Raw genomic sequence first — 13,541 nt, forward strand, 5'->3', positions numbered from 1 at the left:
AACAATACTTTTATCATTTATCAAGTTCCATATGCCAGAACACTCACAATAGCCCCCGAGTATTCCTTCCACTCCTCTGTCTTGCTCTTTAAGAGCTTTCTTCCTTCCTTGGTGATACTGTAATACTTTCTTGTCTTACCAAGGTATTCCTGCTCATATGATTTGAGCATTCCTTTCTCCTCAAGTCCATGGAGAAGGGGGTAAAGAGTACCTGCCTTAAACTCAAAGACGTTCTGGGATTTTTTTCTTAAAGTGTCTATCATTTCATATCCGTACATATCTTTTTCCGAGAGTAGTTTTAAAACCAGCATTGTACTGCTACCTGTCAAAAGAGACTTATCTACAGCCATATTAACCTCCTTATATCGTACATCTATATATCGTAAGTCTATATATATCGTTCATCTACATATTATATCGGCAGCCGATATATGTCAAGAAAAAAGAAGCATGCTCCAAAACAGTATGAAGCATGCTTCTGTAACTTACTCTATATCAGTATTTATCCGGCATTTACAGCCTTTTCTATCTCGCGACAATTCGCATCCCATGACTTGTACCTCTTATCTCCGCGATGGTCGGGAAGGTCGAATCTGCCTGCAATATCTTTTCCCAGATATTCTGTAAACTTCTCGGCGCCGTAATAATTAAGGTGCGATTCATCCATGAAATCTTTTTCAAAATCAAGTCCGATGGCGTCGTAGTCATGATTTGCATTGGTAAATCCGATATCGTTTTCCCCAGCAATTTCTTTTAACCTGTTGAAGACAAGTTCCTGCTCGTCATTGATGACATACGGAGTCACAATGAAATACAATTCAATGCCGTTTTTCTTGGCATAATCGATTATCTTATGAAGGTAAAGTTCCGACTTCTCCGTCAGTTCTCCGACGCCTGTCTGCGTGATCTGCGGCATAGGCTGCGGCGCCACCTTTGTCATCGGCTTAAAGCCTTTGAAGTTCCTAAGATACGTGAATTTCCGTATCGGATATGCAAAATCATCCTTTGTAAGACCGTTAAGCCGTCCATGATATACGGCAAAGCTTGGAAAATACTCAAAATAATGCTCTTTTTCACAGCTCACTCTCAGCATTTCCAATTTATTCAACGAAAATCTCATCCCAAGAACATTCGGGAGCATCCATTTGTACTGATAATCATCCTTCTGAAGCGCAGGAGAATAAACATCAAGCACAAGCAATTTGGGCTTTTGGTACTTGCAGATTTCCTTAAGGTAATGGTATGTCATCCAAAGCGGCTGCTCTGCTGCGCTGTAATCGTAAGCCGCAATTCCGTGTTCCTTCCAAAGTTTCCCCGTATCTATGTCATAGTGAACATGGCTTGACCCCATCATCACCACATCCACTGTATTTCGCGGCTGATAATACATGGCCGAAGCCTGCATGATACCGTCATCATTCTTTATACTCAAAACCCCATCCAGATACCACAGTGAAAAAACAGTGACAACCAAAAATATAATTCTGTATCTGTGATTCCAAAACTTCTTTAACATCAAACCCCATCCAAAATCAAAAATTCACATACATAAAGCTGCTCGCATCATACCCCGGACCGAAAATGCCGAGCAGAAAAATAGCAATTATCATACAGTAAAAAATAGAATATCGCACTACAACAGGAAGGCTCTGCAATGCCATTCCTATTCTCTTATTCTTCTTTACTATCAAAATATCAAATAAAAGAACTATCCCCCCGTAAACAGGAATGATAATATCCCTTCTGGAAGCACCGATGTCTGCCATCTGAGCAGCAAACGAATCAACACCGGAAGTCAAGGACAACATTCTGCCTATATAACACAGTGCTGCGCTTAAGTTTGGCGCTCCAAAGAATATCCATGCAAAAGATACAGCCAGGAATGTCGCCAGGATCTCTGCGATATTGACTATGGGCGAATCCACTTTTTTCTCAGCCTCTTTCTTCTTGGGATTTAGATAAAGTCCGGATACGATCATGTACAGACCGTGTATGATTCCCCAAGCAAGAAAGCTTGCATCTGCGCCGTGCCAGATACCGCATATCACAAAGACTACCATGGTATTGATATATCTTCGAACAGTTCCCTTGCGGCTTCCTCCAAGCGGAATATATATATAATCCCTAAGCCACATTGAAAGCGAGATGTGCCACTTTCTCCAAAATTCCCCAACACTTTTGGAAAGATACGGCGCATGGAAGTTCTCGGTAAGTTCAACTCCGAAAAGTTTGGATATCCCGACAGCAACCGCACTGTATCCGGCAAAATCGCAATAGATCTGAAGTGTATACATCAGCATTCCAAAGAAAAGCCACAATGCCCCGAACCTTGCCGGTTCATTGAGCAGTCTCGTCGTAAAAAAAGCGAGCCTGTCAGCAATAACCACTTTCATAAAATATCCGTAAAGGATAGTCGCAAATGAAATCGATATTCGCCCGCTATCAAACAGCCTGACCTTATCAAGCTTCTTTACCTGTCCCAAAAAGTTTTCGGCTCTCTCGATCGGTCCGCTGACAAATTTAGGAAAGTAACACATATAAAGCGCAAAATGTATGATATTCTTTTCCGCCCCGGTCTTCGCCCTACACACATCCACAAGATAGGATATTGCCTGGAATATGTAATACGAGAATCCAATGGGCAAAAGAATCTTTACAAGCGTTTCATCATTTGCCCGCCATTTTGCAACATTCTTGAGAACAAAAAGCGTCAAAGCACAGAATGAAACACCCGATACCGTCACAATCCAAAGTGCTTTCGTGCGCTTTTTCTCTAACAGCTTTCCTTCGACAATCCCCAATAAATACACGATTGTCGTAACCGCTACGATCCAGATAAATGAACTCTTATCAAGTAAGAAAACAAATAGCAAACTCGATACAAGCAGGATAAATGCTCTGGCTCTTTTAAACAAATAAAAAAGTAAAAAAACAATTGAAACAAACAAAAACGTATTTATGGAAAACGACATTATTAACTCCGTCTATTTTTGTATAAAATAACATTTCGCTCGCGAAATGTTGCGCGCGAGCGGTATTGCGAAGCAATTATCTACCACTCCGCGAGCTGCGCATCTCTGCGGAGCATTTTTAATTGAATAGGAATTTTCTATTCAATTAAAAAAGCAGAATATGAAAAATAAGGCATAAAAAAATGCCCAACCTTTCATATTCTGCCACAAATATACATTTCTTTTCACGAATCAATCCACTCGATTCTCTTAAAAAGAAGAACGACGTAAACCGACTCCTAAAAGCCTTGCCTTTCAGCTATATATTGTAACAAATTCTAATCGCATACAAATTATAGCATGACATTTGTTATCATAGCAATAACTATGGGGTTCTTACCTGTTCTGTTCTTAATAAAATCTTCAGCCGCGGAAGCTACGCCCTTGCTTATTCTTTCATCTCTTACGCCTTGTCCGAGGAATCTCGAGATTTCTTTTAATGATATTTCTCTTATTCCATCGGATAATTCCATGAATTTAACGTTATCCAGAAAACCTCTGCATGTGATATTAAGATCCGATACACATCTTCCGGTCTTTTTATCAATACACATCTCTATGATGACAACGCCCGATTCTGCAAGATATTCTCTGTCTCTTATTACCGAGTTGTCGATCTTGCTCTTTTCGCGTCCGTCGATAAGTATCTCATTTAGTCTTATTTTACCCGCAACAGCGCAGCTGTCCTTATCAAGCCGCACTATATCTCCGTTGTTTATAAGAAGGATATTATCGGGAGCAATGCCTACCTCAGTAGCTATCTTCTTGGCTTCTCTCCTATATCTGTACTCTCCGTGGGCGGGTATCACAAACTTCGGACAAAGCATGGTATACAAGAGCTTTAGTTCTTCAACACATGCATGTCCCGTGGCATGAAGGTCCTGAAATTCAACCCTCGCTCCCTGTTCTTCAAGGCTGTTGAGTGTCTGGCTAAACTCAACCTCGTTTCCGTGTATTGCAACTGAGCTGAAAAGTACGACATCGTTCGGCTTTATTTTGATCATCGGATTGTTTCCGGCTGAAATTTCTGAAATGCAACGAACGGATTCACCGTGATTTCCCGTTGTGATGAATACGATTTCCTCATCTTTGCATTTATTCAATATATCGGTATCAACAAGCATCCCTTCGGGAACATCGATATATCCAAGCTTCTGAGCCGCTGAAAATACGTCCAGCATCAGGTCTCCTTCAAGCGCGATCTTTCTGCCGTATTTCTGCGCAAGATTGATTATCTGCCTGATCCTGTCCATATTGGTCGCAAATGTCACGATAATAAGCCTGTTCCTGCTGTATATATTAAAAAATCTGTCAAGCTGCTCATTTACATATAGCTCCGATCTTGAAAAGCCTTCGTGCATTGTATTGGTACTGTCTGATAAAACAGCCAGAACGCCTTTTGCACCGATGGCGGATATTCTGGCAAGATCTGAAGTGTTTCCTATCACGGGGGACATATCAAATTTAAAGTCACCTGTGTTTATGATAACGCCTTGCGATGTATAGACAGCGAGCATTGCAGAATCAGGTATACTGTGGTTTACTCTTATAAATTCAACCTTGAAATCCCCCGCAATAATCGTATTTCCGAATTTTATAACTTTCGTCTTGATGCCTTTTATCCCAAAGTCTTTTAACTTTTTTTCCACCATTGCGATAGTAAGCGGTGTGCCATATACAGGCGCCTTTATTTCATCAAGAACATAAGGCAGAGCTCCTATGTGATCCTCATGTCCGTGCGTAAGGATGAAGCCCTTAAATTTATCCTTATTCTCTTTTATATAGCTGATATCAGGTATTATCGCCGCCACTCCGGGAAGATTGTTGGGCGGAAAAGACATACCGCAGTCAATAGCGATAATGCTGTTTTCAGACTCTATGAGAGTCATATTCATGCCTATCTTATCAAAACCACCGAGAGGTATGATCTTAATACTGTCTTCCATGTAATCTCCTGATCCTTCCATAATTCTGAATGCTTTTTTTCATCATTTTCTTACAGTCATCTCCCCGATCATATTTATTGAATAATAATCGCGGATTTCCGACAGATTATCTGTAATGCCCAATATCCACATGAGCTTGGTAAGCGCAGCCTCAGCAGTCATATCATGAGCTTCCATCGCACCGATATCGAGAGTTCTTTTGCCCGTCTCGTAGACATCCATCTTGGTGCCTTCGTATCTACACTGCGTGCCGACTACGACCGCCATGCCTCCGGAAATAAGCTTATCAAGCGTTCCTATGAAATCATGCTTCAAAAAAGGCATTCCGCCGATTCCGTAGCCCTCGATATATAAGCCTTTATATCCCTGGTCTGCGATAGATTCTATAAAACTTCTATGCATTCCGGGAAACATTTTTACCATGCATACTTTATCAGAATACTTATTTGAAAGCGTAAAAATTCCCGTCCTTTCAGGCACTACGGATGTATCGATCTTCATTCCGAGAGAACTTATCGTCGCGATGTTGGGATAGTTTATGCTCTCAAAAGCATCAAAACTAAGGGATCTTACTTTGGACGCTCTGCATCCGAGCATTACCTTTCTGTTGAAAGCAACAAAAACTCCGGGTATATTGCTTGCCGCCATATGTATGGCGCATCTGCAGTTCTCCATGGCATCCGCAACGGGATTTGTGATAGACAGCTGCGATCCGGTGATCACAACGGGAATTGCTATGTTCCTAAGCATAAATGAAAGCATTGAAGATGTGTATGCAAGCGTGTCCGTCCCGTGTATAACAACTATTCCGTCATAGTCATTCCTGCATTCACTGATACGCTGTGCAAGTGCGGACCAGTCATCGGGAAATATATTTGCACTGTCCAAAGAACAAAAGTCTTCTATCTCAATGTCCGTATCTCCCGATACCATCTTAAGTTCTTTTTGCATATCATAAATGGACAGCCCGGGAATAAGTCCGTTCTTCTTCATTACCGAAGATAGTGTTCCGCCTGTGTTGATAATTAGTATTCTCTTGCTCACGATTCTTTCCTTCTATAACTTCTTTTATTCAATCTAAATTATATAAAAGAGTAAATCCTAAATATTCACTCTATGTAAGAATAAAAAAAAGCGAAGAAAAGTGCAAGTTTATCTCTTTTTATATAAGAAAAATACTTCCTCGTGATCTTTTTCAAGGTACTCATAAGTCTCTAAAAGAGTATAGTGTTCATCTATGAATTCCGGCTCATACTGTGCCGCAAGAACATAATCCGTTCTGCCTTCCTTGAGATACTTCTTTTGTTCCTCAAACATGGTCTCAAGATTGATCCCGTTGGTCTGAAAATACTCGCATGTCGGAACAATCCCCGTCACGGTATACAAACCCGGATCGATTGCATTAAGTTCAAGAAGTGTGTCATCTTCAGAAAGGTGCTCCGCAGCTTTTAAAAGCCATACGTCTTCCTTTTTAAAGCTTCTGTAGTTTGCATTCATGGTTGTGTTTGCAGCAAAAAGAACGCTTGCTGCAAATACTGCCACACATCCTGCGATGCAAAAGGCCGCCGGTATTTCTTTTGAATATTTCTTTAGAGCCAACTGTAAAAGTCGCCCGATATATGCCGCTCCCGGAATTGCGAGCACGATCAGCGGAATAGAATAATATGGCAACTTATTTCCACCGATAAAAATGACCACATATGTGCAGGCAAATATCAGCGCCGACGATATTCTTCTGATGATTCCCTTTTCCATAACGATCTGAAGCCCAAAGCCCGCGATTATCAGGGCAGAATAAGAATAGCTGTCCCTGATAAGCCAGTAAAGTGTCTTGCTTATCTCATAAAACTTGGTAAAAAGGTTGTATTCTTCCGATGAAACGTGGCTGTAATGGAAGATATTATTATAAATATAGCAGCGAAACCAGTCATCCAAACTTCCCGTCAAAATGAAATAGATCATCCACGGCAATGAAGGAATGATCGCAAAAACAATGAATCTTCCGAACATTTTTGCACAAAAATAAAAGCTCTTTTTCCCTGCCATCCATATCATAGAAACAAGTATCCATGCAAAAAAGAATCCTGCAAGGGTATACTTTATCTGCATAACAATTCCCGTGCAAACTCCCACTACCGTAAAGATGCGCCTGTATACGTCATCATCCGGCTCGTCGTGAAGGATAACATCCAGATAATATACCGCTATCGCAAGCATAGGAAGGCAAAACTCTTCTGCCGCCCCTCCAAAGTAGAAACTCCATGATGCATACGCCGCAGCACCAACTACGGGCATCAGGACATATGCAACGATCCTGCTGCTCTTTCGTTCGATATATTTTCCCGTGGCAAAAAGAAAAATCATTGCCGCGCCTATCTCAAACAAAAACACACCGAAAAATGTCTTATGCGATATCAGATAAGCGATTCCATAAAGCAGGTAAAGATACGGTCCTTTTTGATCGTAAAGGTCTCTATAGATCACAAGGCCGTTCATCATTCCTTTTCCCATCGAAAAATAGCTGTTGGCATCATCCCAGTTATTGCACAAAAACAGTACGGACGATCTTGTTGTAAATAACAAGATCACTGCCGCACATACAAAGCTCCATATTATTAAGCCGTATTTATTCATATCACACCTCAATCTTGATAAGCGCATTTGACGTCAGTTCATGTAAAAATTGCATATCAACAAGAGTGCTTATAGCTATAGATATAATAAACAGCACCACTAAAAGCATGAGCCTTTTTTCCTTATACAGTTTCTCGGGTCTTTGTACTGCTGAGTCGGGATCAAGTGACATAGCAAGATAATAAGCAAATAAAAGGAACATGACCGGTGTAACGAGAATGTACTCAATTCTATACTTGATCATAAAGACTCCAAGCGAGAATGTTGCGATAAGTGCATAGAAAAGCGCAGATGCCAAAAGACTCTTTTCTGTATAAAACTTAAAAGAACGCCTATAAAGACCTGCAACCGACTTATCTCCTATCATACGAAACTCGGCAAATCTCTTCGTTGCCATAAGAAATGCTCCCGCCATCCAATATCCGATAAGAACACTCGACGGTGAGATTGAATCACAGCATACAATAAACCATCCCATCATCAATCTGAGCATATTGTTAGCCGACTCGGAAATAACGTCCACAAAGGGAATATCCTTTGTTCTGAAAGGTTTTACATTATATAACACTCCCATAATAAGAAGGACGAATGCAACTATGAAAAATAGCTTATTCACAGAAAAAGAAATCCCAAGTCCTATTATGGACAAAAGAATATATTCCAAAATAACCCATTTTACTTTCATATTCTCCGTAACTACAGGTCTGTTCTTCTTAGTGGGATGATACTTATCATATGGGGCATCAAGCCATTCGTTTATTACATAATTTGCACTGGCAATGAAACATGTGCCTATGAATCCGGCTATAAAATTATATAAACTTACATCTCCGATCTTTTTATGAGTAATAAGCATTGCCAGAACAACTCCCGGCATAATAAAAAGCTGTTTGATCCAATGATCGATTCTTGCAATTTTAATGTACTTCTTCATTACACACTCCAAATTTTCTGTCCAACAAAAGAGCATTTCGCTCGCGAAATGCTAGCGCGCGAGCGGATTGCGTAAGCAATATATTCCTTACCGCGAGCTGCGCATCCCTGCGGAGCGTTTTTTATTGAATAGGGAATTTCAGAGAAATTTCCTATTCAACAAAAAAGCAGAATACAAAAAAAGGAGGTTCTAAAACCTTTTTTTGTATTCTGCTACATATATAAATTTCTTTTCATAATTCAGATCACTCGAACATCATATAGATAGTACGACGTGATCCATATCATAAAAGCTTAAACCTTGCGGCCTGATAATGTTGCAAACTCAATAACCGCATTATAACACGGCTTTCGGCGTTGGACAATATATTACCGTTATAAAACTTGATAAAAATTACTTCTTATAGTTATTTTTAGATGGCAAAAAAGGGTTCCAAACAGGTACCAAAGCTTCATTATGCAAGCTCCATAATACAAACCACTTTTTATTCACCGGCGTTCAATATAATCTCGCCTTCAGAAACATCTCCTACTGCTTTATCTTGAAGCGATACCGTAATTCGGGTTTCATATGTTTTCCATTCAAATTGAGACCATTCAACACCTTCTACGTTCCTTTGAGGATTATAGGTGCTATAATCACTCCCTATACTTTCCTGTTTTTCTTGATTTTTTGACATTGCCAATACACTCATTGCCATTGCATATAATTGCGGATCAAATTTCATGAGTTTTTGTGCCTCACTACTTGTTATAGGTCTGCCACTCGATATTTTCGCTGCAATTTCAAAAGCATCCGCCGATTCCTCTGCAGCTTTTTTCCAAGCTTCTCTTTGCTGTTGAGCTACAGCTAGTTCATGTTGCATAACATAGTCGTTAAAAGCTGCCATTCTATCTGCTTCAGCCTGTTTATCAGTTTCTATCAGATTTTCCTTAACCTCATCCGATAATTCTATTCTAATCCCATTAACAGTAATATAACCTCGTGAAACCGCTCTACTCACCATTGCTGAATCTGCAAAGTGAATTATAAATGTATTCTCTTTATCTCCCTTTGATATTCTCAATATGTCTTTTCCCGAAGTAGCAGTCATTTGATTATCTTGCTGTGCAGCATAAGCTTCATTTGATATTTCGATGGTATCCCTATCTATATCCAATTTATCCTTATTGGTATGAGGACTACCTCCTCTGTTTTCATTTGAATAATACTCTGCTTTACCAACTTTTTCCCTAAAAATACCATTTACATTCATTAAAAACATATCCAATACCCCCGTTGATGATTGTAAAGTTTATTCATGTTTTTGTTCCAATATCCTGTATTCTTGTTGTATTTATTTTTTTACATAAAATGTATCGGCATTTTATCTGAGCTTATTAATTTTTTTATGCATAACAAAGATTTGCTTTGCAACTCTTTGCGCGCCGATGTGCGCAAGTTTTAGCTTGCATAACACTTCTGCGCATCGGTCGCATCCATTTAAACAATAGCAACCGAACATCTTTTTCACTTTTACATCCAGTTCACCAAGTGAATCGAGCCATTCCTGAACTATTTGAGGATCTTCATAAGCCATCGTATTATTCTCCATACACGTTCATTCTTGCATTAACGTAATCATCTCTTTCTTCTTCCCGGTTCTCGCTTATCAGGATATCCTCAAAGATATTATATCCGTCTATAGTGCCTACGAGCTTCGCATCATACATTGTTATGTCTTCATCCAGTTTTTTGTCCGCGGGAAGAATTATATATCTGTCCAGATCCACTCTTGTATAATACAAAAGCTCTTGGGTTTCAATTTCTTCTTCCTTCATAACTTTGAAAACTCCGGTGTAATAATCATGATCGACATAATCCCTTCCGAAAGGCATCAGTATATTAGGATCATATTGTCTTACAAAGTAGACCAGTTCCGGAGAAAAAACAGCCCTTACTATTCCTTCGTCCTCTGTGGGCTTTATCTTGTCACATATGTCTATCACATTTTGCGGTAGATGATATATGTTTTCCGCCATATATACATGTTCATTTGCATATACACATGAACCTGTGATTATAATAACCACAGCTGCGACACCAACTGCAGTACGCTTTTTAACCGTACTATTTAAACTTGCAATAAGCTTGGTAAACGCGTATGCAATTGTAACATACATTGGAATGATCCATAAAACTCTGTAATACGTATTGGCATTGTCAATTCCTGCCACTTTCACGAACAGCTTCTTTGTTATCGGAAAAAGAAATCCTGCAACTACAACAAGCGGCATTACTCCAAATATAATTTTCTTTCTTACATCAGATTCTTTTACTATAAGATAAATCGATGATATCAATAGAAGAAGCCAAACTATTATCCAGATACTTCCGTTTCCAAGTCCACCATATCTCTTAAGGTCGACCCAGCATTCCCTAAAAATTCCGTACATATATCATCCTCACATAAGCTTATAAAGCATAACATAAACAAGATTTGGAATAATACTGCAAAATGCTCCTAAAAGAACTGTCACTCGCTTTGAGGAATACAAGAGTACAAGTGTAAGTAGTAAAACCAGTCCCGCTCCGAACACAACTCCCATTTCTGTACACATTCCTGAAAACATATTCACCAGAGTAAGCAACACCCAGAAAGAAGTTCTCTGCAAAAGTCTCTTCTCTTCTCCGGCTGTTTCCTTAAACATCCATAAAAATATCAACATGATAGTTGGAAAGGCGATACTTGTAAGCATGGACTTTCCCTGCCAGGTTCTCATCAAAAAGAATGTTGCGGGAGTATAGATCGATATATTTCCAAAGATCATAAGCATATTGACCATGATCATAAAAATCGGTCTCATCGCGGTATTATCCGCAAAAAGCACTTTAGCTATCTCGTGATAAATAAAATATGCCAACGGAATGATCAGAATCGGCCAAGCAGTATACGCAACGATTGTAGAATGTACAGTTGCAGCTTTTGCTATAAACGCTATCCACATTGGAATAGCCGCAAGCGCATGCCTCCCATCAAGCATAATGCTTCCGCCTTTATTAGGATCTACAGTATACATTGCTCCCATTTTTTGTGCGATTACAGACTGAGTGACATAATACGAATTGTCTCCGTCAAATATTCTGGTTACAATCGCCATTACCATTTGGAACACTACAAGTGCAAAGAATATTCCATAAAAGATCTTGGTATCTATACTAAGTCCCTTTATATCAGGCTTTTTAAACATAGTCTTATCAAATCTGAAAATACCTGCTACAGAAAAAAGCAGTACCACAAAAAGACACCACTTGAAACAAGTTTCAAAAGCATGAGGCTTACTTGCAATTGTCATAATACATAAGATGGATATTATCTGAATAATCCCTGAGTAGACAAAAAATCCAAGTAAAAAAGTAATTCCCGGGGTTCTAAGTTCTTTTTTCAAAATAAATTTGAACAGTTGTCCTATGCACATAGGTACTGTGAACATAAAAATAACAAGTCTGACTATAGACCATATTGTCATTAACATTATTACATTCCTTTAGTTGTATTTTTTGAAAAGCACATGCAGACAAAACGCACATGTCAGATTGAAATCCCACAATAACGTTTCTTCTTTTCATACCTTCCCTAATGCATTTCCCCTCGAAATAATTATATCAGCCTGCTGAAAATCATCAACATTACTTCCCAATAGTATCCATTCAGAATTTTTCATAAAGAATAAATGTCATAACACTACAATAGAAAAGAGTGCAGTATTATTACCGCACTCAAATCTTATCTCGCAGATCAATTTATCATTCTTGGAATTGTCTATTTTCCCTCATCGAAGATGCAACAGTCAGATTGAAAATCTGATGTAAGGGGATTGATGCTGGCACCGCTTCCGCTGAAAACCTCGAAGGTTTTCGTTCGTTGTAAAAAAGTATATCACAAACACCTAGCTTAACAAAGGCTATTATACTTTCATATGTTTAAAAACTCTTGCTCATATATTCTATCCCACTCCTCATCAAGAATCCAATCATCATCCGGAGAAAGATCTTCGATTCTTACAGCGTTTTTATGCAAAAGTTCTCTGTTATCTTTAAGAAAGTCCTTATAATCCTGAACAGATCTAATATTTGCCATAGAATTCTCTTTTCTGAAATCGTCCTCAGCTTGGGGACGATTCTATATATCTATCAATTTGTCAACAAGCTGTTGACGCTTCTATACTGATATCAATTATGTATCCCGGTTAATATAGCAATGTTCTCGTTGCTCCAATAGTCGTTTTCCCATTGAAAACACACATCTTTTCGCTTTTTAAAAATTCGAAATGGTGTGTCCGTATTGTCATAAACATGCAGTATATCGCAAACATCAACCAACTGTGGAACTAAAGATAGGGCCTTATAATACCTGGATCTGACCTTTTCCTCAGGCACACCATGACCACCTGAAGCCTCCCTAATCTTGACACGTGCTACATTAATATCTGGAGATGCAGTAAGAACATAAATGCATCTAATAAAGTAACCATTCTCCTTAGCACGCCTCAAAAGATTAAGATTTCTGTCTGTAGAAAGAACAGTTTCAAATGTAAAATCTCTTTTCTCATTTATAGCTTGCTCTCGGAGTTCCTCTGCCTTTTGAGCTGCTTCAAGATCACTACACAAACTAGATCTTTTGATATCATCTGCATTAATATATACGCCAACTGTTTTGGCCATTTTTGTAATTGTTGATTTTCCACTGCCATTAGGTCCAGCAAAAACAATTACCTCTGGCTTTAAATTCTTCTCTACATCAGACATACTCTTTCCTCCCATCAGGGTAGAGTATATATGCTCGTTTCGCTTCGGCATCATAACCTGACGTAGGAAGCCCTTTAATTTTTCTTATCTCCTCGTCTATACGTATGGATTCCTTAAATCTTTCAGTTAATTCATCATCCGAAATTCCACAGGTATAATCTAATTCATTTTTTTCTTTTATTTCCTGCATAGGCTACTCCTTAACTTTATCTGTATTGCATCATGCCT

The 13,541-nt window shown here is 39.0% G+C and carries 14 protein-coding genes; all 14 read right to left on the reverse strand.

The genetic code is table 11. The features are described 5' to 3' along the window. Positions 1-20: 20 nt before the first annotated feature. The 14 genes from T356_RS0117570 to T356_RS0117635 all read right to left on the reverse strand — a co-directional run bounded on the left by T356_RS0117570 (position 21) and on the right by T356_RS0117635 (position 13,503). A complete protein-coding gene (locus T356_RS0117570) occupies positions 21-350 on the reverse strand; it encodes a PadR family transcriptional regulator (RefSeq protein WP_026515632.1) in 330 nt (109 codons plus the stop codon). Between the two features lie 152 nt (positions 351-502). Then, the gene (locus T356_RS0117575) at positions 503-1,516 is read right to left on the reverse strand and encodes a hypothetical protein (RefSeq protein ID WP_026515633.1); all 1,014 of its coding nucleotides are present in this window, start codon (positions 1,514-1,516) and stop codon (positions 503-505) included. Between the two features lie 16 nt (positions 1,517-1,532). Beyond that, positions 1,533-2,972: an MBOAT family O-acyltransferase gene (locus T356_RS0117580; RefSeq protein WP_026515634.1), complete on the reverse strand. Its 1,440-nt coding sequence runs from the start codon at positions 2,970-2,972 to the stop codon at positions 1,533-1,535. Between the two features lie 332 nt (positions 2,973-3,304). Continuing rightward, positions 3,305-4,957: a ribonuclease J gene (locus T356_RS0117585; RefSeq protein WP_051563536.1), complete on the reverse strand. Its 1,653-nt coding sequence runs from the start codon at positions 4,955-4,957 to the stop codon at positions 3,305-3,307. A gap of 42 nt (positions 4,958-4,999) precedes the next feature. Next, positions 5,000-6,001 (reverse strand): asparaginase, encoded by a 1,002-nt coding sequence (locus T356_RS0117590; RefSeq protein ID WP_026515636.1) that lies wholly within the window; start codon positions 5,999-6,001, stop codon positions 5,000-5,002. Positions 6,002-6,109: 108 nt separating this feature from the next. Further along, positions 6,110-7,591 (reverse strand): hypothetical protein, encoded by a 1,482-nt coding sequence (locus T356_RS0117595; protein ID WP_026515637.1) that lies wholly within the window; start codon positions 7,589-7,591, stop codon positions 6,110-6,112. Position 7,592: 1 nt separating this feature from the next. Then, on the reverse strand, positions 7,593-8,525 hold the full coding sequence (locus T356_RS0117600; RefSeq protein ID WP_026515638.1) for a UbiA prenyltransferase family protein: 933 nt from the start codon (positions 8,523-8,525) through the stop codon (positions 7,593-7,595). Between the two features lie 484 nt (positions 8,526-9,009). Beyond that, positions 9,010-9,789, reverse strand: a complete 780-nt coding sequence (locus T356_RS20685; protein WP_051563537.1) for a hypothetical protein — start codon at positions 9,787-9,789, stop codon at positions 9,010-9,012. Between the two features lie 102 nt (positions 9,790-9,891). Next, positions 9,892-10,104 carry a hypothetical protein gene (locus T356_RS0117610; RefSeq protein WP_026515639.1) on the reverse strand — a complete coding sequence of 71 codons (213 nt, stop codon included), beginning with the start codon at positions 10,102-10,104 and terminating at the stop codon, positions 9,892-9,894. Positions 10,105-10,108: 4 nt separating this feature from the next. Beyond that, positions 10,109-10,960, reverse strand: a complete 852-nt coding sequence (locus tag T356_RS0117615) for a hypothetical protein (protein WP_026515640.1) — start codon at positions 10,958-10,960, stop codon at positions 10,109-10,111. Positions 10,961-10,969: 9 nt separating this feature from the next. Further along, on the reverse strand, positions 10,970-12,040 hold the full coding sequence (locus T356_RS0117620) for a DUF6077 domain-containing protein (RefSeq protein WP_026515641.1): 1,071 nt from the start codon (positions 12,038-12,040) through the stop codon (positions 10,970-10,972). A gap of 440 nt (positions 12,041-12,480) precedes the next feature. Next, positions 12,481-12,645 carry a hypothetical protein gene (locus T356_RS21210; protein ID WP_155839065.1) on the reverse strand — a complete coding sequence of 55 codons (165 nt, stop codon included), beginning with the start codon at positions 12,643-12,645 and terminating at the stop codon, positions 12,481-12,483. A 92-nt stretch (positions 12,646-12,737) separates the two neighbouring features. Then, a complete protein-coding gene (locus tag T356_RS0117630; protein ID WP_026515642.1) occupies positions 12,738-13,313 on the reverse strand; it encodes a zeta toxin family protein in 576 nt (191 codons plus the stop codon). Continuing rightward, on the reverse strand, positions 13,306-13,503 hold the full coding sequence (locus T356_RS0117635) for a hypothetical protein (protein ID WP_242834395.1): 198 nt from the start codon (positions 13,501-13,503) through the stop codon (positions 13,306-13,308). Before T356_RS0117635 ends, T356_RS0117630 begins: the two co-directional genes overlap by 8 nt. Between the last annotated feature and the right edge of the window lie 38 nt (positions 13,504-13,541).

Origin of the sequence: Butyrivibrio sp. LB2008, from assembly GCF_000621565.1 — a bacterium.
Taxonomy (GTDB): Bacteria; Bacillota; Clostridia; order Lachnospirales; family Lachnospiraceae; genus Butyrivibrio.

Bases quoted from the DNA above. Each gene is read 5' to 3' on its own strand.
- T356_RS20685 (WP_051563537.1), bottom strand. From the start codon at position 9,789: ATGTTTTTAATGAATGTAAATGGTATTTTTAGGGAAAAAGTTGGTAAA.
- T356_RS0117570 (WP_026515632.1), bottom strand. From the start codon at position 350: ATGGCTGTAGATAAGTCTCTTTTGACAGGTAGCAGTACAATGCTGGTT.
- T356_RS0117615 (WP_026515640.1), bottom strand. From the start codon at position 10,960: ATGTACGGAATTTTTAGGGAATGCTGGGTCGACCTTAAGAGATATGGT.
- T356_RS21210 (WP_155839065.1), bottom strand. From the start codon at position 12,645: ATGGCAAATATTAGATCTGTTCAGGATTATAAGGACTTTCTTAAAGAT.
- T356_RS0117620 (WP_026515641.1), bottom strand. From the start codon at position 12,040: ATGTTAATGACAATATGGTCTATAGTCAGACTTGTTATTTTTATGTTC.
- T356_RS0117610 (WP_026515639.1), bottom strand. From the start codon at position 10,104: ATGGCTTATGAAGATCCTCAAATAGTTCAGGAATGGCTCGATTCACTT.
- T356_RS0117595 (WP_026515637.1), bottom strand. From the start codon at position 7,591: ATGAATAAATACGGCTTAATAATATGGAGCTTTGTATGTGCGGCAGTG.
- T356_RS0117585 (WP_051563536.1), bottom strand. From the start codon at position 4,957: ATGGAAGACAGTATTAAGATCATACCTCTCGGTGGTTTTGATAAGATA.
- T356_RS0117630 (WP_026515642.1), bottom strand. From the start codon at position 13,313: ATGTCTGATGTAGAGAAGAATTTAAAGCCAGAGGTAATTGTTTTTGCT.
- T356_RS0117635 (WP_242834395.1), bottom strand. From the start codon at position 13,503: ATGCAGGAAATAAAAGAAAAAAATGAATTAGATTATACCTGTGGAATT.
- T356_RS0117575 (WP_026515633.1), bottom strand. From the start codon at position 1,516: ATGTTAAAGAAGTTTTGGAATCACAGATACAGAATTATATTTTTGGTT.
- T356_RS0117580 (WP_026515634.1), bottom strand. From the start codon at position 2,972: ATGTCGTTTTCCATAAATACGTTTTTGTTTGTTTCAATTGTTTTTTTA.
- T356_RS0117600 (WP_026515638.1), bottom strand. From the start codon at position 8,525: ATGAAGAAGTACATTAAAATTGCAAGAATCGATCATTGGATCAAACAG.